General features: G+C 65.3%; 18 protein-coding genes. 6 read left to right on the top strand and 12 right to left on the bottom strand.

Going from position 1 to position 22,164, the window contains the following annotated elements; translation table 11 throughout:
* Positions 1-30 precede the first annotated feature (30 nt).
* Positions 31-1,602, top strand: coding sequence for an AMP-binding protein (locus IVB26_RS10015; protein WP_247971512.1), 1,572 nt, complete (start codon positions 31-33; stop codon positions 1,600-1,602).
* An 18-nt stretch (positions 1,603-1,620) separates the two neighbouring features.
* Here the strand turns inward: IVB26_RS10015 and IVB26_RS10010 are convergent, their stop codons facing one another.
* Entirely contained in the window at positions 1,621-2,787 is a 1,167-nt protein-coding gene (locus IVB26_RS10010) for an acyl-CoA dehydrogenase family protein (protein ID WP_247971511.1), read from the bottom strand.
* Positions 2,788-3,129: 342 nt separating this feature from the next.
* Between IVB26_RS10010 and IVB26_RS10005 the strand changes: the two genes are divergently transcribed.
* Complete coding sequence (locus tag IVB26_RS10005) at positions 3,130-3,981, top strand: HpcH/HpaI aldolase/citrate lyase family protein (protein WP_247971510.1); 852 nt, start codon at positions 3,130-3,132, stop codon at positions 3,979-3,981.
* Positions 3,982-4,038: 57 nt separating this feature from the next.
* Here IVB26_RS10005 and IVB26_RS10000 read toward each other — a convergent pair whose 3' ends face one another.
* Positions 4,039-4,416 carry a hypothetical protein gene (locus IVB26_RS10000; RefSeq protein WP_247971509.1) on the bottom strand — a complete coding sequence of 126 codons (378 nt, stop codon included), beginning with the start codon at positions 4,414-4,416 and terminating at the stop codon, positions 4,039-4,041.
* A gap of 153 nt (positions 4,417-4,569) precedes the next feature.
* Positions 4,570-5,871, bottom strand: coding sequence for an MFS transporter (locus tag IVB26_RS09995; protein WP_247971508.1), 1,302 nt, complete (start codon positions 5,869-5,871; stop codon positions 4,570-4,572).
* A 372-nt stretch (positions 5,872-6,243) separates the two neighbouring features.
* Between IVB26_RS09995 and IVB26_RS09990 the strand changes: the two genes are divergently transcribed.
* From IVB26_RS09990 to IVB26_RS09980, 3 genes are read left to right on the top strand one after another with little or no spacing between them, the layout of a single operon-like run.
* Positions 6,244-7,458, top strand: coding sequence for an ABC transporter substrate-binding protein (locus IVB26_RS09990; protein WP_247971507.1), 1,215 nt, complete (start codon positions 6,244-6,246; stop codon positions 7,456-7,458).
* A 6-nt stretch (positions 7,459-7,464) separates the two neighbouring features.
* Positions 7,465-9,198: an FAD-dependent oxidoreductase gene (locus IVB26_RS09985; RefSeq protein ID WP_247971506.1), complete on the top strand. Its 1,734-nt coding sequence runs from the start codon at positions 7,465-7,467 to the stop codon at positions 9,196-9,198.
* Between the two features lie 21 nt (positions 9,199-9,219).
* On the top strand, positions 9,220-10,014 hold the full coding sequence (locus tag IVB26_RS09980; protein WP_247971505.1) for an IclR family transcriptional regulator: 795 nt from the start codon (positions 9,220-9,222) through the stop codon (positions 10,012-10,014).
* Between the two features lie 157 nt (positions 10,015-10,171).
* On the opposite strand, the gene IVB26_RS09975 is transcribed toward IVB26_RS09980, so the two are convergent.
* Genes IVB26_RS09975 through IVB26_RS09960 form a run of 4 tightly spaced genes read right to left on the bottom strand, consistent with a single transcriptional unit; the run spans position 10,172 to position 14,678 of the window.
* Positions 10,172-10,954 (bottom strand): SDR family NAD(P)-dependent oxidoreductase, encoded by a 783-nt coding sequence (locus tag IVB26_RS09975; protein WP_247971504.1) that lies wholly within the window; start codon positions 10,952-10,954, stop codon positions 10,172-10,174.
* A gap of 39 nt (positions 10,955-10,993) precedes the next feature.
* Positions 10,994-11,737, bottom strand: coding sequence for an aspartate/glutamate racemase family protein (locus tag IVB26_RS09970; RefSeq protein WP_247971503.1), 744 nt, complete (start codon positions 11,735-11,737; stop codon positions 10,994-10,996).
* Between the two features lie 9 nt (positions 11,738-11,746).
* Positions 11,747-13,012 (bottom strand): NAD(P)/FAD-dependent oxidoreductase, encoded by a 1,266-nt coding sequence (locus IVB26_RS09965; RefSeq protein ID WP_247971502.1) that lies wholly within the window; start codon positions 13,010-13,012, stop codon positions 11,747-11,749.
* Positions 13,013-13,016: 4 nt separating this feature from the next.
* The gene (locus IVB26_RS09960) at positions 13,017-14,678 is read right to left on the bottom strand and encodes a thiamine pyrophosphate-binding protein (protein WP_247971501.1); all 1,662 of its coding nucleotides are present in this window, start codon (positions 14,676-14,678) and stop codon (positions 13,017-13,019) included.
* 1,253 nt (positions 14,679-15,931) lie between these two features.
* Between IVB26_RS09960 and IVB26_RS09955 the strand changes: the two genes are divergently transcribed.
* Positions 15,932-16,627 carry an aspartate/glutamate racemase family protein gene (locus IVB26_RS09955; protein ID WP_247973128.1) on the top strand — a complete coding sequence of 232 codons (696 nt, stop codon included), beginning with the start codon at positions 15,932-15,934 and terminating at the stop codon, positions 16,625-16,627.
* Positions 16,628-16,792: 165 nt separating this feature from the next.
* Here IVB26_RS09955 and uxuA read toward each other — a convergent pair whose 3' ends face one another.
* From uxuA to IVB26_RS09930, 5 genes are all read right to left on the bottom strand, one after another.
* Positions 16,793-17,983, bottom strand: a complete 1,191-nt coding sequence (uxuA, locus tag IVB26_RS09950; RefSeq protein WP_247971500.1) for a mannonate dehydratase — start codon at positions 17,981-17,983, stop codon at positions 16,793-16,795.
* A 13-nt stretch (positions 17,984-17,996) separates the two neighbouring features.
* Positions 17,997-19,046 (bottom strand): L-idonate 5-dehydrogenase, encoded by a 1,050-nt coding sequence (locus tag IVB26_RS09945; protein ID WP_247971499.1) that lies wholly within the window; start codon positions 19,044-19,046, stop codon positions 17,997-17,999.
* A complete protein-coding gene (locus IVB26_RS09940) occupies positions 19,043-20,449 on the bottom strand; it encodes a TRAP transporter large permease (RefSeq protein WP_247971498.1) in 1,407 nt (468 codons plus the stop codon). Before IVB26_RS09940 ends, IVB26_RS09945 begins: the two co-directional genes overlap by 4 nt.
* 4 nt (positions 20,450-20,453) lie before the next feature.
* Positions 20,454-21,032 carry a TRAP transporter small permease gene (locus IVB26_RS09935; protein ID WP_247971497.1) on the bottom strand — a complete coding sequence of 193 codons (579 nt, stop codon included), beginning with the start codon at positions 21,030-21,032 and terminating at the stop codon, positions 20,454-20,456.
* Positions 21,033-21,167: 135 nt separating this feature from the next.
* Positions 21,168-22,133 (bottom strand): sialic acid TRAP transporter substrate-binding protein SiaP, encoded by a 966-nt coding sequence (locus tag IVB26_RS09930; RefSeq protein WP_458309362.1) that lies wholly within the window; start codon positions 22,131-22,133, stop codon positions 21,168-21,170.
* Between the last annotated feature and the right edge of the window lie 31 nt (positions 22,134-22,164).

Here is a 22,164-nt window from a genome sequence, read left to right as displayed (position 1 = left end):
GGTTTGCGCGATCAGGTTACTCCGGTTGCCATGAGTGCCAACGCGTTTTCGCTGCAATCGCTGCTCCGGACAGAGGCCGCCGATCCAGCCTTCGTATTCGACGGCACGCCGGTCTCGCGCGCGGAATTCGCTGCCAAGATCGAGCAGAGCGCGGCCTGGCTTGCGGCGCAAGGCATCGGCAAGGGCGACGTGGTCGCGGTCTGGCTGATCAACCGGATCGAATGGCTCGCGCTGCTGTTCGCCGCCGCCCGCCTTGGTGCGATCGTCGCGGCCGTCAATACACGGTACCGCAGCGCCGACGTCGCGCATCTGCTCCGCCTCTCGGGCGCCAAGCTGATGGTGGTCGAGGCCGCCTTCCGCTCGATCGATTTCGCCGCGATCCTCGCCGATGTTGGCAAGGACGAGGCGCCCGCGCTGCAGAAGCTCGCGGTGATCGGCGCGGATGCGATCCCGGCGCACTGGCCCTGCGTGCGCTTCGACGCCTTCGACAGGGCTTATCCCCCCGCCCCGCCGGCTCCGGACGACATCGACCTGCCGGTCCTGCTTTACACCACATCGGGCACCACCAAGGGGCCGAAGCTCGTCGCGCATTCGCAGCGCACGCTGGCCACGCACGCCACCTCCGTCGCCGAAGCGCTCAAGCTTGATCCGCAACATCACTCGCTACTGGCCATGCTGCCGTTCTGCGGCACCTTTGGCATGACAAGCCTGCTCGGCTTCGTCGCGGCGGGCGCGGCCATCCATGTGCTTGACGCCTTCGAGGCGGCGCCGGCCCTGAAGATTCTCAGCGAGCACGGAATCACGCACGCCTTTGGCTCCGACGAGATGTTCCGCCGCATCCTCGCCCTTACCGAGGCACCACGCCCATTCAAGCATCTGGAAGTCTGCGGTTTCGCTGCGTTCCAGCCCGGCTGGCGCGAGCTTGCCGCGGAGGCCGAGGCGCGCGGCCTGCCGCTGTTCGGTCTCTACGGATCGAGCGAGGTGCAGGCGCTGTTCTCGATTGGCCGTGCCGGAGACGCCTTCGCCGAACGGATCGAGGGCGGCGGCTGGCCGATGGCACCTGACGCAGGCGTGCGCGTGCGCGACAGCGAGACCGGCGAGCTTGTGTCGTTCGGCGTTTCCGGCGAGATCGAGATCAGCGCGCCGTCTTGCTTCCTCGGCTATTTCAACAATCCGGAGGCGACGCGCGAAGCGATCACGGCCGACGGGTTCTTCCGCACCGGCGACATCGGCCGGCTGCGCGGCGACGGCTCCTTCGTCTACGAGACCCGCGCGGGCGATGCGATGAGGCTCGGCGGTTTCCTCGTCGCCCCCGGCGAGATCGAGGACGAGCTCAAATCCTGCGCCGGCGTGGCCGACGCTCAGGTGGTCGCCGTGGATCTGAAGGGCCAGGCGCGCTGCGTCGCGTTCGTGATCCCGGCACAGGAGCCGCCGATACCGGCGAGGCTGATCGCGCACCTGCGCGACCGGCTCGCCGGCTACAAGGTACCGGCGCGCATCTATGTCGTGGATGCCTTCCCCGTCACCGACAGCGCCAACGGCGTCAAGATCCAGCGTGCCCGGCTACGCGCCATGGCAATGGAACGCATCGCCTCCGAATAGCAGCACGGCAAGACTCGCTCAGTACGATTTGGCGAGCCCCAGCACCTTCTCCGCGATGAAGCTAAGCGCGAGCTGCGGGCTGACCGGTGCGATGCGCGGGATCAGCACCTCGCGCAAATAGCGCTCGACGTGAAACTCCTTGGCGTAACCGAAGCCGCCATGAGTCATCACGGCCTGCTCGCAGGCCGAGAAGCCCGCCTCGCCCGCAAGATATTTCGCGGCATTGGCCGCAGCGCCGCAGGGCATGCCCTTGTCGTACTGCCAGGCCGCCGACATCACCATCAGCCACGCCGCCTCGAGCTCGACCCAGTTCACCGCGAGCGGATGCTGGATGCCCTGGTTCTTGCCGATCGGCCGGTTGAACACCACGCGCGTCTTGGCATATTCGGTGGCTCTCGCCAGCGCGAGCTTGCCGAGGCCGACCGCCTCCGCGGCGATCAGGATGCGCTCCGGGTTCATGCCTTCGAGAATGTACTGGAAACCCTTGCCTTCCTCGCCGATCCGGTCCTCCATCGGAATTTCAAAGTCCTCGAAGAACAGCTCGTTGGAATCGACGATCTTGCGGCCCATCTTCTCGATCTCATGGACCTTGATCTTGTTGCGGTCGAAATCGGTGTAGAACAGGCTGAGACCGTGGGTCGGCGAGCGCACCTCCTCCAGCGGCGTGGTGCGCGCCAGCAGCAGGATCTTGTGCGCGACCTGCGCGGTCGAGATCCACACCTTCTGGCCGTTGACGATGTAGCGGTCGTTCTTGGCGACCGCGCGGGTCTTGAGCTGGGTGGTGTTCAGGCCGGTGTTGGGTTCGGTGACGGCGAAGCACGCCTTCTCGCGGCCCTCGACCATTGGCGGCAGCATGCGCTTGCGCTGTTCCTCGGTGCCGAACACGACGACCGGATTGAGACCGAACACGTTGATGTGCACCGCGGAGGCCCCGGACATGCCGGCACCCGATTCCGCAATGGTGCGCATCATGATCGCAGCTTCCGTGATGCCGAGGCCCGAGCCGCCATAGGCTTCCGGCACGCAGATGCCGAGCCAGCCGGCGTCGGCCAGCGCCTTGTGGAAGTCGTGCGGGAAGCCGCCGTCGTGGTCTTTCTTCAGCCAATAGGCGTCCGGAAAGCCTTCACAGATCTTGGCGATGGCGTCGCGAATGGCTTCCTGCTGATCGGTGAGCGCGAAATCCATGCTCGTGATCTCCCTGTCGGGAGCCGCGACCTCGCCATCTCCCTCCTCGTCGCGTTTTCCCCTCGAAGGGCCGTTTCCGATTGCTGCACCCGGACGTGCCCCCGCTTGCGTTCTTTAACTTGAAAAGCTTGGTACAGATACGTGAATTTGTCGATCGAGTGTGTGTACCATGCATGGGGTCATGCGGCGTGACGCTAAGAGCGCGCCGTTATTTCGCAGGGAGGAAACCGCGATGGCCGGACTTTACTTCGAGGACTTTTCGGTGGGCCATGCCCTCAACCAGAACCACGAGATCGTCGGCAAATGCCGGCGCATGGCGATGATGCACAAGAGGCCGATCTGATGCGTTCGATGCTGTTCGTGCCGGGCGATTCCCCGCGCAAATTCGAGAAGGCGAGCGAAGGCAAGGCCGACGCACTGATCATCGATCTCGAGGATTCCGTCGTCAGCGAGAAGAAGCCGGAGGCGCGCGGGTTAACTCTGGCGATGCTGAAGGGCTCTCGCGGCCCGCATCAGCTCTATGTCCGCGTCAACGCGCTCGACACCGGCATGACGCTCGCAGATCTCGCCGCGGTGATGCCCGGCAAGCCCGACGGCATCGTGCTGCCGAAATCGCAGAGCGGCGATGACGTACGGCAGATCGCGACCTGGCTCGAAGCGCTGGAAGCTGCGGCCGGCATCGCAGTCGGCGCGACGCGCATCGTCTGCGTCGCGACGGAGACCGCCGGCTCGATCTTCGGCCTCGGCAGCTACAAGGGATGCTCTCCCCGCCTCGCCGGCCTGATGTGGGGCGCGGAGGATCTCTCAGCCTCGCTCGGCGCCACCGAGAAAGCCTCGGGCGGCGTGTTCCACAGTCCCTATCGCCTCGCGCGCGATCTCTGCCTGATGGCAGCGGCCGCGGCCGAGGTCGCGCCGATCGATACGGTCTACACCGACATCGACAATCTCGCAGGCCTTGAGCAGGAGACGCGCGCCGCACGGCGCGACGGCTTTTCGGCCAAGGCGCTGATCCATCCCAAGCATGTCGACATCGTCAACGCGGCGTTCGAGCCGACGGACGCCGAACGGACCTGGGCGGAGAAAGTGATCGCGGCGTTCGCCAGCAATCCCAATTCCGGCACGCTGCGGCTCGACGGCCAGATGATCGACAAGCCGCATCTTCGCGCCGCGAGGAAGATCCTCGGCCAGTCCTAGGCGCAAGCCCGCCAGGTCGATCGGCTGCGGCCGAAGGCGCCGGCTTAAAGCTGGGATCTAGTCGAATCCCTGTACGGGCGGCGTTAGGCTCTGCGCCGGCATGGTGGGCGCGGCTTGAACCGGCGGAGCCGTATTGCCGGCAGCTCTCATCTGGCCGTTGGCTGCCATCACCTCGCGCGTGCGCGACGGGCCGCCGGCCGCGCGGCGTGGCGGCTGACGATGTCTTGCCGACTGCGAACCTCTCATGCCCCAGGAGCGAGCGATCGAAGGTCCGGCGGTGTAGCCAATCAAGGCTCCGGCGACCGCCCCGACCGGGCCCAGCACGACCGCGCCGGATACCGCGCCGAGCGCTGCATCGCCCGCGCGCTCCTGCGCAACGGCGCTCACAGGCACACAGGCCAGCATTGCGACAGCAGTGATCAGAGCTTTGGTCATCGAAGCGCCTCCCTCGCGGGAAATCACTCGTTCTCAAATATGGCCGCAGGAGGTTCGCTTGCCGGCCAACAAAAGGCAATCGGCGGGCGGAACCCGGCGGTTGAGCGACGATGGTTCCCTTTTCCCGTGCTACGTCGCGCGAGACGATCGACGTCAGGATTTCAGCGCGTCGCGCGCCGTCTCCGGCGCAATCAGCGTCGCAATGATCGTGATGATCGAGAGCGCGATGATATAGACCGACACGGCCCAGTACGAACCGGCCCATGCGAGCAGCGCGGCGGCGATCAGCGGCGAGAAGCCGCCGCTCAGCGCTGCGGCGACATTGGCGCCGAGCGAGGCTCCGCTGTAGCGCACCTGGGTGCGGAACAGCTCGGGCATGAAGGCCGCCTTCGGTCCGAACAGCAGGGCATGCGTCAGCGTCATCGTGACGACGAGCGCCAGCGTGATCAGCGCCGGCTCCCTGGTGTCGAGGAACCAGAACAACGGAAACGCCAGCGCCACCGAGAACACGCCGCCGGCAAGATAGAGCGCCTTGCGGCCGAAGATGTCGGAAAGCCAGCCGGCGAGCGGCAGTGTTGCGAACTCGACGATCGCGGCATAGACCACGGCATTCAGGATGACCTGACGCGGCAGACCGAGTTTGGTCGTGGCGTAAACAACCGTGAAGACGGTGAGGAGATAAGCGAGCCCGACCTCCGACACCGTGATGCCGATCGCCAGCAGAAAACTGCGCCAGTCGCGGCGCAGCACCTCGAGCACCGGCTGCGCCAGCACTTCCTTGCGCTCGACCACCTCCTTGAAGTGCGGTGTCTCCGCAAGCTTGAGTCGCACGATGAAGCCGACGCCGACGAGCAAAATGCTGATCAGGAACGGCACGCGCCAGCCCCAGCTCAGGAAATCAGCTTCGGGCAGCCTGGTCATCAGGCCGAAAATGCCGGTGGAGGCGGCAACGCCGACTGGAAAGCCGATCTGCACCAGGCTGCCGTAGAAGCCGCGGCGATTGCCGGCATGCTCGATCACCATGACGACCGCGCCGCTCCATTCGCCTCCTAAGCCGATGCCCTGAACGAAGCGCAGCATGACGAGCAGGATCGGTGCCCAGACGCCGATCTGGCTGTAGGTCGGCAGGCAGCCGATCAGGAAGGTGCCGAGCCCCATCGCGATCATGGTTGCGACCAGCATGGTCTTGCGGCCGAGCCGGTCGCCGTAATGCCCGATGATGGCGCCGCCGATCGGCCGCGCCACGAAACCGACCGCGTAGGTCGAGAACGCCGCCAGCGTGCCGACGAAGGGATCGAAGCTCGGAAAGAACAGCTTGTTGAAGACCAGCGCCGCCGCCGTGCCGTAGATCAGGAAATCGTACCACTCGATCGCAGTGCCGAGCGCGCTCGCCCACACCACATGCGCCGTCGTCGATTTCTCCGCCCCCGCGGAAATCCCCGTTGCTGCCGTCATGCCCTGCCCCAAGATTCCTGCGAGCATCATGGCCAATCGCAGCGACGGTTGCAACCTGCGGGCGTGCTGGCTCCTACAGGATCACTGCGCGAGATTTTGCGCACAGTTGCTTCAACATTCGTCATTGCGAGGAGCCCTTGCGACGAAGCAATCCAGCCTTCCTCCGCGGAAACAGTCTGGATTGCTTCGCGGAGCCTGTCATCGGACCGCGCTTCGCGCGGACCCGTTGGTCCGCAATGACGGCGTGGAAGTAGTTCCGCTTCCGGTCGTTCACCGGCGGCCTATTCGCCATTGGCAAACTAATTCACCATTATCTAACTTGCCGCCAGAATAACCCGCCGCGCCAAGCGGCCAATAAGAGAGGGAACAACCATGAGAGGGCTTCTGGCTTGCGCCATGCTCGCGGCCATGACTTCCGTTGCCATGACATCCGCCGCGACCGCACAGGTCTCCGACGACGCGGTGCGGATCGGCGTGCTGACGGATCTGTCGAGCTGGGGTCGCGACAACAGCGGGCCGGGCTCGGTGGAAGCCGCGAAGATGGCGGTGGAGGAATTCGGGCCGACCGTGCTCGGCAAGCCGATCGAGATCATCAGCGCCGATCACCAGATGAAGACCGACGTCGGCGTGCAGATCGTGCGCGGCTGGTTCGACAACGGCAAGGTCGACGCCGTCGTCGACATCCCCAATTCCGGCATCGCGATCGCCGTCCACAACATGGTGCGCGAGCGGGGCAAGGTCGCCCTGCTCTCCGGTCCCGGCGCGAGCTCGCTGACGGACGAGCTGTGCAGCCCGAATACCGTGCACTTCACCTACGATACCTACGCGCTGTCGAAGGTGACGGCCTCCGCCGTGATCAAGGAAGGCGGCAAGTCCTGGTACTTCATCACCGCGGATTACGCCTTCGGCCAGCAGCTCGAGAAGGACGCTACGCGCTTCATCAACGAGATGGGCGGCAAGGTCCTCGGCGGCGTCAAGCATCCGACCAACACCGCGGACTTCTCCTCCTTCGCGCTGCAGGCACAGAGCTCGAAATCCGACGTCGTCGCCTTCGCCAATGCCGGCCAGGACACCGACAACGCGATCAAGCAGTCCGGCGAGTTCGGCCTGGTCCAGGGCGGCCAGAAGCTGGTCGGCCTCCTGATGTTCGACACCGACGTGCACGCGATCGGCCTCAAAGCCGCGCAGGGCACCTACATGACCACGGCGTCGTACTGGGCCATGGACGAGGCAACCCGCGCCTGGTCGAAGAAGTTCTACGAGCGCACCAAGGTGATGCCGACCATGATCCAGACCGGCGTCTACGGTTCGGTGCTGCATTATCTCAAGGCCATCAAGGCCGCCGGCACCGACGATTCCGCCAAGGTGATGGCCAAGATGCGCGAGCTGCCGATCGAGGATACATTCGTCCATGGCGGACGCTTGCGCGAGGATGGCCGCGTCATTCGCGACATGTATCTCGCCAAGGTGAAGACGCCCGAGCAATCCAAGGAGCCGTGGGACTATCTGGATATCGTCAAGATCGTGAAGGGCGAGGACGCCTTCCGCCCGGTCTCCGAATCCAAATGCCCGTTGCTGAAGAAGTGAGGCCACATGACCGGCAACGAGCATAGCGCAATTGAGACTTACGAGTGCGACGTGCTCGTGGCTGGATCGGGTTGCTCCGGCATGTCGGCCGCGATCACCGCGCGCCATCGCGGCCTCGACGTCTTGATCGTCGAGAAGGAGCCGCGCTTCGGCGGCACCACCGCCCGCTCCGGCGGCTGGCTGTGGATCCCCGGCACGTCGCTGGCGAAGGCGTACGGCATCGAGGAGACGCCGGAGCAGGCCCGCACTTACTTGCGCCATGAGGCCGGCAACAATTTCGATGCCGCGCGCGTCGATGCATTCCTCAGTGCGGGTCCCGAGGCGGTCGATTTCTTTACGACCAAGACGGCGCTGCGCTTCGACATGCCGCTGGTATTTCCGGACTATCACGCCGAGGCACCGGGCGGTGCGCAGGGCGGCCGCTCCATGGTGACACGTCCGTTCGACGGCCGCGAGCTTGGCGATCAGATCAAGACGCTGGGCATGCCCCTGCCCGAGCTCACCGTGTTCGGCATGATGCTTGGCTCCGGCAAGGAGATCATCCACTTCATGCGGGTGACGAAATCGCTGACTTCCGCGGTCTACGTGGCCAAGCGCCTGTCGCAGCATCTGATGGACGTGCTGCGCTACGGCCGCGGCATGACGCTGACCAACGGCAACGCGCTCGCCGGGCGCCTCGCCAAATCCGCGCTCGACCTGAAGATTCCGATGTGGCTGTCCTCGCCGGTGCGCGAGCTGACGGTCGAGAACGGCACTGTCACCGGCGCCATCGTTTCGCTCGAGGGACGCGACGTCCGCGTCCGTGCGCGCCATGGCGTCGTGCTCGCCTGCGGCGGCTTCCCGCATGATGTCGAACGCCGCAGAAAAATGTTTCCGCATGCGCCGACCGGCAACGAGCATTTCTCGCCGGGCCCCACTGGCAATACCGGCGACGGCCTGCGCCTTGCGGAAAGTGCCGGTGGGCATGTCGAGGATCGCCTGCCGAATGCAGCCGCCTGGGTGCCGGTTTCGGTGACGACGCGCAAGGACGGATCGAAGGGCGTGATGCCGCACTTCATCGACCGCGCCAAGCCCGGCGTGATCGCGGTGATGCGCGACGGCCGGCGCTTTGCCAATGAGGGCAATTCCTATCACGACTTCGTCCAGGCCATGGTCAAGGCCGCCAAGCCCGGCGAGGAGATCGCGGCGTTTCTCGTCTGCGATCACAAGACGCTGCGCAAATATGGCCTCGGCTGCGTGCCGCCCTTCCCGATGCCGCTGGGTCATCATCTCAATACCGGCTATCTCATGCGCGGCGACACGCTGGAGGCGCTGGCGGCAAAGGCCGGCATCGATGCCAAGGCCTTCGCCGAGACGGTCAGGCAGTTCAATGCGAGCGCGCCGCTGGGACACGACGCCGCCTTCGGCAAGGGCTCGAAGGCCTATAACCGCTACCAGGGCGACGCCATGCACGGCCCGAACCCTTGTGTCGCGCCGATCGAGAACGGCCCGTTCTATGCCATCAAAATGGTGATCGGCGATCTCGGCACCTATGCCGGCATCGTCACCGACGAGAGCGCGCGCGCGCTCGACGCCGAGGGCCGGGTCATTCCCGGGCTCTATGCCGCCGGCAACGACATGGCGAGCATCATGGGCGGCAATTATCCCGGGGCCGGCATCACGCTTGGGCCGGCGCTGACCTTCGGCTACATTGCCGGCCGTCATCTCGCCGACAGCGCCGCCAAGCGCAACGCGGCGTAAAGCCAAGCGCATCGGAGGCGCATGAAGAGGGAAAGCCGCGGCATCCAGTCCATCGAGGTCGGCGGAGAACTGCTCCGTGCCCTCGCCCGCAGCGGCGAGCCGATGATGCTGCGCGATCTCGCGCGCGAGGCCGGCATGACGCCGGCCAAGGCGCATCCTTATCTCGCCAGCTTCTCCCGCATCGGATTGATCGAGCAGGGCGAGACCACCGGACGCTACGAGATCGGCGCGCTGGCGCTGGAGCTCGGCCTGATCAGCCTGCGCCGGCTCTCCGGCGTGCGCATCGCAAGGCCGAAGATCGCCGCGCTCGCGAGCCAGATCGGACATGCGGTCTCGCTCGCGGTCTGGGGCACGCACGGTCCGACCGTGGTGCAGCTCGAGGAGCCGGCCCAGCCGGTGCACATCGTGATGCGGGCCGGCTCCGTGATGGCTCTGCTGGAGACCGCGACCGGCCGTGCCTTTGCAGCGTTCCTGCCGGAGAAGACGATCAATGCCGCGCTCGAAAGCGGCCTCGACCGTCACGGCGTCGGCTACAATCCGAAGCGCGCCGTAAAGGGCGCCAAGATCGCCGAGATGCTGACCGAGGTGCGCAAACACGGCCTCGCCCGCGCGCTCGGCGATCCCCTGCCCGGCGTCAATGCGTTCTCCGCGCCGGTGTTCGACCATTCCGGCCATGTGGCGCTGGTCATCACCGCGATGGGGCCGGAAGGCACGTTTGATGCGCGCTGGGACAGCCCGATCGCGCACGCGCTGCGCGACTGCGCGGCGGGCATTTCGAAGCGGCTGGGGTATGGGATGACAGTTGCGGCGGAGTGATAGGGAAAACCTGCTCGCCTCACAACGACTGTCATTCCCCGCGAAGGCGGGGAATCCAGTACGCCGCGGCCGCTCGGTTCTATCACTGCTGTCTCGGAGTACTGGATCGCCCGCCTTCGTGGGCGATGACAGTGAGCATGTGGTAAGCGCTGCGCCCCTACTTCTCCTTCACCGGCACCGTGTAGTTCAGGATCAGCCGCCCGCCGTCGGGGTAAATCGTCTGCCCCGTGATGTAGGACGCATCATCACTCGCCAGGAACGCCACGACGGACGCCACCTCGCTCGGCTCGCCGCCGCGGCCCGCTGGCGTCCGCGACATCACGGTCCTGCGGGCATCCTCGGAGGTGTAGATCGACGACGCCACCATGTCGGTCAGGATCGTGCCGGGCCCGACCGCGACGACGCGAATGTTGTGCGGGGCGAGCGCAACGGCGGCGACTGACGTCAGCTGCTTCATGCCGCCCTTGGACATCGCGTAGGTCGCCAGCGCCGGGATCGCCAGCAGCGCATTCACCGAGGACATGTTGATGATGACGCCGCCACCGCTGCCTTGCGCGATCATCTGCCTGGCGGCCGCCTGCACGCCGAAGAACGCGCCCTTCAGGTTGATGCCGATGATCTCGTCGAATTCCTCTTCGGTAATCTCGAGGATGTCCCGGTTGCGGGCGACGCCGGCATTGTTGACCATGATGTCGAGCCGGCCGAATTCCTTCACGGCGGTGGCGACGAGCTGGTCTACGTCTGCCCGCCTGGCGACATTGCCGACGATGGTGCGCAAGGCATCGGGACGACCGAGCTCGGCGGCGGTCGCCGCCAACCCATCGGCATCGACGTCCGAGATGACGACCTTGACGCCGTCGTCCAAAAATCTCTTCGCACAGGCCTTGCCGATGCCGCGCGCTGCGCCGGTGATGGCGGCGACCTTGCCGGATAATTTCATGGGTTCACTCCAGGACTAGTGACGATCTCTCGGACCCGTTCACGCAAAGATGCGCGGGCGCAGCCCGGCATGAAACCAGGTGATCATGGAATAGATGTCGTAGACCGGCAACCCGACTTCGGCCTGAAGCGCTGCCGCATAGGGCGGCATGTTGGTGCATTCGAGCACGATGGCACCGACGTCGGGGTTCTCTGCGACGAGTTGCTTGCCGGCCTCGACCACGTCACGCTCGGCCTGCGCGATGTCCATGTCGTCCTTCTCGGCCTTGATCAGGACGCGGAAAAATTCCTTACCGTTCTCGGTGCCGACCAGCGGCGTATCGAGCGGCACGCCGGCGCCTTCGAGATGGGCCGGCGTCAAGGTCGAGCCCGACACCGTGACGAGGCCGACGCGCTTGCCCGGCGGCAAGGTCGCCTGCACCCACGGCACCTGCATCAGCGACGACGTCGCAACGGGAACGCCGACCGCGGCCGCGATCTCCTTCTGGAACAGCGAGAGGAAGCCGCAATTGGTGGTGATGGCCTCGGCACCCAGCCGCACCAGATCTTTCGCCGCCTCGATGAAATCGGGCAGCAGGCCCGCCGCGCCCTTCAGCACCACTTTCTCCGGCGATGCCCCGCTCACCACGCGATAGAGCACGGGGAACGGCCAGGTTGTGCCGTTGCCCATATCGCCGGGAATGCGGGGGAAGCGCGCTTCCAGCATCAGGATGCCGAGCGGCGCGCCGTAGATGGCTTTGCCGCCACGGGCGATGCGGGAGGACGAATTGGCTGAACTGGTCATGCTGCGACCTCAGAGGAAACGATCGGGCGCAAACGGCGCCAGCGGAATCTCAGGCGGCTTGCCGCTTACGAGCTGGGCGACGAGCCGGCCGGTGCGAGCCGAGCCGACCAGGCCGACATGGCCGTGGCCGAAGGCATAGACGACGTCGCGCGAGGCGCGCGCATAGCCGATGCAGGGACATCCGTCGGGCATGCTCGGCCGGTGCCCGAACCAGGTCTTTATGCGCGACGTCGGAATGTCCTTCGGCAGTTTGGGGAACATGCTGACGAGGTGGTTACGCAGGATCTCGGCGCGCTTCCAGTTCGGCGCCGCCTCCAGGCCCGCGATCTCGACGGTGCCGGCGGCGCGCAGGCCCTTGTTGGTCCAGTTCACCACCATCTTGGCGTCCGAGGCCATCATCGAGCTGCGCGGCCCCGATTCCGGATTCTCGATCATGACGTGATAGCCGCGCTCGGTCTCCAGCGGCAGCGGATCGCCGATCGAGGCCGTGAGCTGCTTCGACCGGGCACCCGCGGCGACCACGGCAGCATCGCAGGCGATCTCGCCGGTCTCGGTGACGACCGCGACGAGCTTGTTGCCGGAAAGCTTCAGCCCGGTCGCCTTGGCCCGCACATGCTTTACGCCGCTGGCAATCGCATGGCTGGCGAGCGCGGCGACATAAGCGCCGGGATCGCGGCAGCGGCCGGCCTCTTCCACCACCACGCCGAAGGTGTAGCGCGGATGCAGATCAGGCTCGCGCTGACGCATCTCGTCGGCGGAAAGCTCCAGCCATTCGACGCCGACCTTCTTGCGCAGGCGCCAGCCGAGATCGTTGTCGAAATTGTCGCGCGATGGGAAGACATGCATCACGCCGTTGCGCTCGATCAATTCGGGCACGCCGGCTTCTTCCGCGAGCTGCCGGTGCAGCAGCGGCGCGTCCTTGAGCAGATCGCGCAGCGCAAAGGCCGTCGTCTCGACCCGCGCCTCGGTCCAGCCCGAGAGCAGGTACTTGATCAGCCAGGGCAGCGCCTTCGGCAGGTAGGACCAGCGGATCGCGAGCGGCCCGAGCGGATCCATGAGATAGCCCGGCACCTTCTTCCAGATGCCAGGCTCGGCCGGCGGGATCACCGAATGCGACGACAGCCAGCCGGCATTGCCATAGCTCGCCGCCTGTTCGCCGCCGGGCTCGCCCGGATCGATCAGCGTGACGCGATGGCCCTCGCGCAGCGCCTCGATGGCGCTGATCACACCGACCGCGCCGGCACCGATGATGGCGACGTGGCGGCCGGTCGCCATCGCTTTAAGCCTTCACCGCGGGAGCAAAATCCTTGCCGACCGAGATCGCCCTGGGATCGATGATGCAATGGAGGATCGACGGCTTGCCGGAGGCCAGCGCGCGCTCGAACGCCGGTGCGAATTCTTCGGTGCGCTCGACGCGCTCGCCATGACCGCCGAACGCTTTTGCGTACATCGCGAAATCGGGGTTCTTGAGCTGGGTGCCGACGACGCGGCCGGGATAGTCGCGCTCCTGGTGCATGCGGATGGTGCCGTATTGCGAATTGTCGACGACGATGACGACCAGGGCTGCGTCATATTGCACGGCCGTTGCGAACTCCTGGCCGTTCATCAGGAAGCAGCCGTCGCCGGCGAAGGCGACAACGGTACGATCCGGATATTGCCGCTTCGCAAGCACCGCCGCCGGCACGCCATAACCCATCGAGCCCGAGGTCGGCGCGAGCTGAGCTGCAAAGCTGTGGAAGCGGTGATGGCGATGAATCCAGCCGGCATAATTGCCGGCGCCATTGCAGACGATGGCGTCCTTCGGCAGGCGGTCGCGCAGCCAGGTCATGACCTGGCCGTACTGGAACGTGCCCGGCAGCTCGCGCGCCTTCTCGGTCCAGGCAAGGTAATCGGCATGGGCCTTGGCGGCCTCGCCCTTCCAGGCCACCGCGCCTGAAGGCTTCAGCGTCTCGACCGCTGCGGCGAACGCGGCTGGCGTTGCCTGGATCGCCAGCGCCGGCTGATAGACGCGGCCGAGCTCCTCGGAGCCCGGATGCACGTGGACCAGCTTCTGCTTCGGATTGGGGATGTCGAGCAACGTGTAGGACGAAGACGGCATCTCCGACATGCGACCGCCGATGAGGAGAATGACGTCCGCATTGTCGATGCGCGCCTTCAGGCCCGGGCTGGGCCCGATGCCGAGATCGCCGGCATAATGCAAATGATCGGCATCGATCAGCGAGGCGCGGCGGAACGAGGTCGCGACCGGCAGGTCGAACCGCTCGGCAAAGCGCGCGATGCTCTTGGTGGCCTCTTCCGTCCAGCGCGAGCCGCCGAGGATGACCAGCGGCGCCTTGGCGCTGGCGAGCATGGCGCCGAGCTTTTCGATGTCGGCCGGCGCGGGCCAGCTCGCCGCCGGCTCGATGCGCATGGCATCGGCAACGGCCGCGGTCTCGGTCAGCATGTTCTCCGGCAGCGAGATCACCACGGGACCGGGACGGCCCTGCATGGCGACGCGGAAGGCGCGCGCCACCAGCTCCGGAATGCGATCGGGGCGATCGATCTCGACCGCCCATTTCGCCATGGTGCCGAACACCGCCTTGTAGTCGAGTTCCTGGAACGCTTCGCGCTCGCGCATGCCGGTGTCGACCTGGCCGACGAACAGGATCATCGGCGTCGAATCCTGCATCGCGATGTGCACGCCGTGGCTGGCATTGGTGGCGCCGGGGCCGCGGGTGACGAAGCAGATTCCGGGCCGCCCGGTGAGCTTGCCATAGGCCTCCGCCATCATCGCCGCGCCGCCCTCGGCGCGGCAGATCATGACGTCGATCGGGCTGTCATGCAGCGCATCGAGCGCGGCGAGATAGCTCTCGCCCGGCACGCAGGTGACGCGCTCGACGCCTTGAGCGACGAGCTGATCGATCAGGATCTGGCCCCCGGTGCGGGTGTTGCGGATGGTCATGTCGGCTCCCTCAGGGCTTTGGCAATGCATCACTATTCGGAGACTGCGTAAGACAGGCCGAGAGAGCGCGCAAGGTCGAAAGGCGATCATAGCCTGCGCAGGCGTCATGCCCGTCCGTGCCGTTTGCACGACGGCCATTCGCACGGCACACGACAGCATGGGCCGCGGCTCTGCAGCGCACCGCTGAAGAAGCGCTGCGCTGCGTCCGGGGCACGAGCGGAAAGTTTACGCCCACTCCCTCCACGTTATTGCGAGGAGCCCTTGCGACGAAGCAATCCAGAATCCCTCCGCGGAAAGACTCTGGATTGCTTCGTCGCTTCGCTCCTCGCAATGGCGGAGTATGGCGCGACAGCTCGTCCTCCAACTTCCGCTGTCATTCCCCGCGAATGCGGGGAATCCAGTACTCCGCGACTTCTCGATTCAACAACCGCCGTCTCGGCGTACTGGATCGCCCGGTCAAGCCGGGCGATGACAGCGAGTGTGGGGGTGCAGACATGCCTTCACCTCCTCGCGGCTTGTTCCGCCCGAGTTTTGCTGTCCTCTTCACGCCCTCATGGCGAAAGGGCGCAGGGAAGGCCGGGCGCCGGCTGGCACCCGCTTGTCCGTCGTGCGATGAGAATGCACACGCAATGCACAACGGATGACAGGTGAAGCCGGAAACGTCCGGCCTTCCCTGCGGCGATGTTTGACGGCGTATGGCGCGCTCTCCCCGGAGACGAGTTCCTGCTTGCCTCCGTCACCTCGCGAATTGGCGGTGCGCTTCGCCCGGTCGGGCTTGGCGCACCTCCGCAAGGCTTGACTGTAGCAACGACAGCCAGGACCACGCGATTTGGCCGTACGCTTCAGCGCCGCTCGTCCGCACGCCGCCGGGACCTCACGGGGTTCTCCCGCCCTGTTCCCGCCTCTCGTGCACGACGCTGCCGCGTCCACCGCTCCCCGATCCGCGGTTCGAAACGACGTACGACCGCCCCTTTCGCCGGATCAGGATGGTCGACACATACGCCAAAACCGAATTTCGGTAAAGTGGAATATTTTCGCATCGATGGATTGACAGAGGCCGACACAGGCACGATCCGTAGCCTGGATGAGCGAAGCGATACCCAAGATTTGGTGCGGCAGGCACGAAAGTCCCGGATGTCGCTTCGCTCATCCGGGCTACGTAGCGCCGCCCAGCCGACATGCCCTTGCGACGGCTTCCGAGCTTCGACATCTTCGTCTACGATCCGGCCGACCACATCGTCGAGGACAGGGGAATGCAGACCATCGGGCTGATTGGAGGCATGAGCTGGGAGAGCACTGCGCTCTATTACAAGCTCATCAATGAGCGGGTCCGCGATCGCATGGGCAAGCTGCATTCCGCTCCGTTGCTGATCTACTCCTACGATTTCGAGGCGATCAAGCAGATGCAGTACGCGGGCCGTTGGACGGAGGCGGCAGCCAGCCTAGCGGAGGTGGCGCGGCGTCTTGAAGGCGCCGGCGCGCGGGCGATCGTGCTGTGCACGAACACGATGCACAAACTGGCGCCTGAGATCATGTCGAACGTGACCGTTCCATTCATTCACCTCGGTGACGCCACGGCGCGACGGATCCGGGCGAAGGGATACCGGCGAGTCGGCCTCCTCGGCACGAAGTTCACGATGGAGGAGGACTTTTACGTCGATCGGCTGCGCGCGCATGATCTCGACGTGCTGGTGCCTCCCACTGAGGCGCGCGCCGATGTGAACCGGATCATCTACGACGAGCTGTGCCTTGGGATCGTCGCCGATCCTTCGCGCCGTCGCTATCAGGACGTGATGGCAGCGCTCGTCGCGGCCGGCGCCGAATGTATCATTCTCGGCTGCACCGAGATCACCATGCTGGTCGGCCCTGATGACACCTCGGTCGAGACGTTCGACACCACGGCGATTCACGCCGAGACGGCGGCGGATTTCGCAATCGGGCAGCTCTGAATCAACGAGGGCGCGTCACTGAGCAAACGGTGTTGGGATGAAGGACTCCCTCTCTCCACGTCATTGCGAGCGCAGCGAAGCAATCCAGAATCCCTCCAAGGAACGATGCTGGATTGCTTCGTCGCAAGAGCTCCTCGCCATGACGATGGATGGAGTAGTGGCCCCCTACCGATGCTCGATCGCCCTGATGGCGCCGCGGAGCTCGGCGAGGCCGCGCAGGCGGCCGATGGCGGTGTAGCCGGGGTTGGTGCGCTTGGTGGCGGCGAGATCGTCCAGCATGCGGTGGCCGTGGTCGGGGCGGAATACGATCTGCGTGTCGGGCGAGCGCCGCGCGTTCTCCTTCAGCAGCGCCTTCAGCACCGCGACCATGTCGACGTCGCCGTCGAGATGATCGGATTCGTAGAACGACAAGCCGTCGGCCTCGCGCTTGGTCGCGCGCAGATGGGCAAAGGCAATGCGCGGGCCGAAGCGCTCGGCCATCTCGGGCAGATTGTTCTCCGCGCGCACGCCGAGCGAACCGGTACACAGGCAGATGCCGTTCGCCTTCGACGGGACGGCGTCGAACAGCGCCTGATAATCGTCGGCTGACGACGCAATGCGCGGCAGGCCGAACAGCGGGCGCGGCGGATCGTCCGGATGCAAGGTCAGGGACACCCCGAGTTGCTCCGCCACCGGCGTCACGCGCGCAAGGAATTCGGCAAGATGCTGCCGCAGGATCTTTGGCGTGATGTCGCGATAGGTTTCGAGCCGGTCGCGGAACTGCGGAATGGTCATCGGCTCCGTGGTCGAGCCCGGCAGCGCGCTGGCGATCACCATGACGAGATAATCGATATCGGCCTGGCTCATCTGGTCGAACAGCTTTTTCGCGCGCGCCTGCTGCTCGGGTGAATATTCCTGCGCGGCAGCCGAGCGCTTGAGGATATGCAGCTCGAACGCAGCAAAGCGGTCCTGGTCGAAGCGCATGGCGCGGGCGCCGTTCGGCAGCTCCCATTCGAGATCGGTGCGGCACCAGTCGACGACGGGCATGAAGTTGTAGCAGATGATCTTGATGCCGGAAGCGGCGACCGCCTCGAGGCTGGCGATCCACGCCTCGATGGACTTCGTCGCCTCACCTCCGAGCCGCTTGACGTCGTCTGGGATCGGAATCGATTCCACCACCGACCATGTCAGTTGCGAGCGTCCAGGTTGACCGTTCTCGATAAAGTTCCTGCGCTCCTCGACCGCCTTGCGCGTCCAGGCTTCCCCGATCGGCACCTGATGCAGCGCCGAGACGATGTCGCTCGCCCCGGCCTGCCTGACGTCATCCAGGGACACGGGATCATCGGGCCCGTACCAGCGCCAACCTTCGAGCATCATGTGCAATCCCCAATCAATTCGCGGTCAGCACGACCTTGACGCTCTGCGAACGGTCGAGCGCCAGCCTGAGCGCATCCGGCGCAGTCGAGAGCGGCCGCTCGGCGGTGACCAGCGACAGCACGTCGACGCTGCCATTGGAGATCAGTTCCACGGCGGTTGCGAATTCGAAGCCGAAACGGAACGAGCCGCGCAGGTCGATCTCCTTGGCCATCACCGCATTCGACGGCGTCGGGATCTGGCCGCCCGGCAGGTTGCCGATCTGCACCACGATGCCGCCACGCCTGACGATGCCGATCGCGCTGGCAAGGCCCGCGGCTGTGCCGGAGACTTCGAACGCAACGTCATAGGGGCGCGACGCGGCCTGCGCCTTCAGCCCCTCCTCCCCTCCACCAACGTTCTCGACATGGGAAGCGCCGAGCTTGGTTGCGAAGGCGAGCGGCGCCGGGGCGATGTCGGCGACCGTGATATCAGCCATGCCGGCGCGGTGCGCGGCGAGCATGGTCAGAAGCCCGATCGGGCCGGCGCCGAAGATGATGCCGCGCTTGCCCTCGATATTGCCGGCGCGCGCGACCGCGTGCAGGCAGACCGCGAGCGGCTCGGCGAGCGCCGCGGCCTGATAGGACACGCGATCCGGGATCTTCACGCACTGCGCCGGGATCGCGTCGAAGTAATTGGCGAAGCCGCCCTGCATGTGCGGCGTCTTCGAGGCCGAGCCCATGAAGTAGATGTTCTCGCACAGGTTCGGCCGGCCCTCGCGGCAGGCGACGCAATGGCCGCACCAGCGCGACGGGTTGACGGCGACGCGGTCACCGACCTTCAGATTGGCGGCGGCCCCTGCGATTTCCACCACCTCGCCGGAAATCTCGTGGCCGAGCACCAGCGGCGACTTCACCACGAAGTCGCCGGTCCGGGCGTGGCGGAAATAATGCATGTCCGAGCCGCAGATGCCGCCGGCACCGAAGCGGATGCGCACCATGCCGTCTGCGAGCTTGTCGAGCGGATGCTCGACCATGCGCAGATCTTCGGGACCGAACAGGGTTGCGGCGAGAGCGGTGGAGGTCATTTGGAGAGTCCCATGTATTTCGGCAGCCAGAGGGTGAGTTCGGGAATGTAGGTGATCGCGATCAGCGCGAGCATCAGCGGCACCAGCCAGGGCAGGATCGCGACCGTCGTGCGCTCGACCGAGAGTTTTGCCACGCGGGCGAGCACGAACAGCACCATCCCAAGCGGCGGATGCAACAGGCCGATCATCAGGTTCAGCGTCATGATCAGGCCGAAGTGGATCGGATCGATGCCGAGCTTGAGCACGATCGGCAGCAGGATCGGCACCAGAATGGTGATCGCCGCCGTGGTGTCGATGAAGCAGCCGACGAACAGGATCAGCACGTTGGCCAGCGCCAGGAACACCCATTTGTTGTGGGTGATGCTGAGCATCCAGTCCGACAGCATCTGGGCTGCCTGCGACACCGTCAGCAGCCAGGCGAAAATCGAGGCGGCGGTGACGATGAACAGCACCGAGGCCGTGGTCTCGATGGTGTCGAAGGTCGCCTTGGCGACCGTCTTGAACGTCATGGTGCGGTAGCGCACGAGGCCGAGGAACAGCGACCAGATCACGGCGGCGACGGCGGCTTCGGTCGGCGTGAACCAGCCGAGCGTCATGCCGCCGATCAGGATCACCGGCGCCATCAGCGCCATCACCGCGGAGAAGTCGAAGTACCAGTCGATCACGAGCAGCGTGCCGAGGCCGATGACCACAGCCGTGTTGACCGACATGCCGGCCATTACCATCAGCCAGATCGCCATCGGGAAAGACAGCACGATGAGGATCTCGAGCCCGGCCGAGCCGAGCTGCGGCCACGAGAACGGGGTGTCGCTGCCCCATTTGTTCTTGTGCGCGAAGTAGGTGACCGTCGCCATCATGAACAGCGTCAGAACGACGCCGGGAATGACGCCGCCGAGGAACAGCGCGCCGATCGAGACGTTCGCCATCATGCCGTAGATCACGAAGGGCAGCGACGGCGGGATGATCGGCCCGAGCGTCGCCGAGGCCGCGGTGACACCGACCGAGAACTCGGTGGAGTAGCCGTGGTCCTTCATCGCCTTGATCTCGATGGTGCCGAGGCCGGCGGCGTCCGCGATCGCGGTCCCGGACATGCCGGAGAAGATCACCGAGCCGATGATGTTGACGTGGCCGAGACCGCCGCGCATCCACCCCACCAGCGCGACCGCGAACTTGTAGATGCGGCCGGTGACGCCGGCGATGTTCATGAGATTGCCGGCCAGGATGAAGAACGGCACGGCGAGCAGCGGAAAGCTCTCGACGCCGGCGATCATGCGCTGCGCCAGGGTGACGTCGGGCGTCACGCCGCTGACCAGGATGTAGAGCAGCGACGACGCGGCCATGGCGATCGCCACGGGCACGCCGAGCAGCATCAGGACGAGGAAGCCTCCGAGCAACAGCAACATGGTCTTATCCTTCCGATCCGTCGTAGGCACCGGGACGTTCGAGGACCGAGTAGCCCTGCCGCCAGTTCTGGATGGCCACCTGCACGGAGCGTGCGAACATCAGCACGAAGCCGAGCAGCACGGCGTAATAGACGTAGTCCTTGGGAAGATTGATCGTGGTCATCTGCTCGTCACCGATGATCTGGATGTAGACCCAGACCAGCTTGATGGCGTAGCCGAAGAAGGCGATCCGGATCAGGTCGATCATTGTCGACAGTGCCCGCGCCACGAGGTGCGGCAGGTAGCGGTAGACGAGGTCGACCTGGATGTGCCGCGAGAGCCGCACGCACATCGAGGAGCCGATGAAGACCACGCCGATCAGGCAATAGGTCGCGATCTCCTCGGTCCAGGCGTAGCTGTCGTTGAGCACATAGCGGGTGAAGAACTGGAGGAAGACGGCGAGCGCCATCACCCAGAAAATCGCGAGCGCCACCCAATCCTCGAACGCGTAGACGCCTAGATCGACCTTCGGCGTCGCCTCCTCCTCGAACGTATGGGCGATTTCGTCCGCGGTGATCTGCCGGTGTATTTCGGCGGTCGACATGGGTTGCTCCTCAAGCGTATCAGTCGTCATTCCGGGGCGGCTCGACGGGACCGCGCAAGCGCGGCCCGGAGAGACGAACCCGGAATCTCGAGGTTCCGGGTTCTCGCTTCGCGAGCCCCGGAACGACAGCGTGAACTATTTAACCGCCTGGATCTTTTCCCAGTCGGCCTTGCGATAGCCAAAGGTCTCGAACGCGACGTTCTTCAGCACGGTGTCGCGGAACTCGTTCTTGTCGACCTCGGTGACGCTCAGGCCCTTGTCCTTGAAGAAGGCGACCAGCTTGGCCTCGTTCTGCTTGATCTCGCCGGTGGCCTTGGCGGAAGCCTCCTGCGCCACGTCGGTGAAGATCTTCTTGTCCTCGTCAGAGAGCTTCTTCCACAGCGCGCCGGCGATCACGGTGTTGAGGTGATCGACGATATGGCCGGTCAGCACGATGTGCTTCTGCACCTCGTAGAACTTCTTGGCCTCGATCGTGGTCAGCGGGTTCTCCTGCGCCTCGACGGTGCCGTTCTGGAGCGCGAGATAGACTTCGGCGAAGGCGATCGGCGCGGTGTTGGCGCCGCAGGCGCGCGGCATCGCGAGGTAGGCCGGCACGTCGGGCACGCGCATCTTCAGGCCCTTCATGTCGGCGCAGGTCTTGATCGGCTTGTTCGACGAGGTCTGGCGCACGCCGTAATAGGTCACCGCGACGATGTGGTGGCCGCTCTTGTCCTCGTAGCCCTTGGCGAGCTCCTTGAAGATGTCGCTCTTGGTGTAGGCGAGCAGATGATCGGCATCGCGGAACGTATAGGGATAGTAGGTCACGCCGATCGGCGGGAAGCTCTTGGCCGCGAAGCTGGAGCCGGAAATGATGATGTCGACCGAACCGAGCGACAGGCCCTGGTTGATGTCGGCTTCCTTGCCGAGCTGGGAGGCCGGATAGACGTCGATCGCATAGCGCCCGTTGGTGCGCTTGCCGATCTCCTGAGCGGCCCAGACCGAGGCGGTGTGGAACGGCTCCGAGGTCTCGTAGACATGGGCCCATTTGAGCTTGGTCTGCGCCATGCTGGCGCTTGTTGCAGCCAGCAGCGTAGCGGCGGAGACCACTGCTGCAATCGTCATTTTCTTCAACATCGACTTTTCCTCCATCGTT

The sequence above is a fragment of the Bradyrhizobium sp. 195 genome (assembly GCF_023101665.1).
GTDB lineage: Bacteria > Pseudomonadota > Alphaproteobacteria > Rhizobiales > Xanthobacteraceae > Bradyrhizobium.
This window is presented reverse-complemented; position numbering and strand designations above follow the sequence as displayed.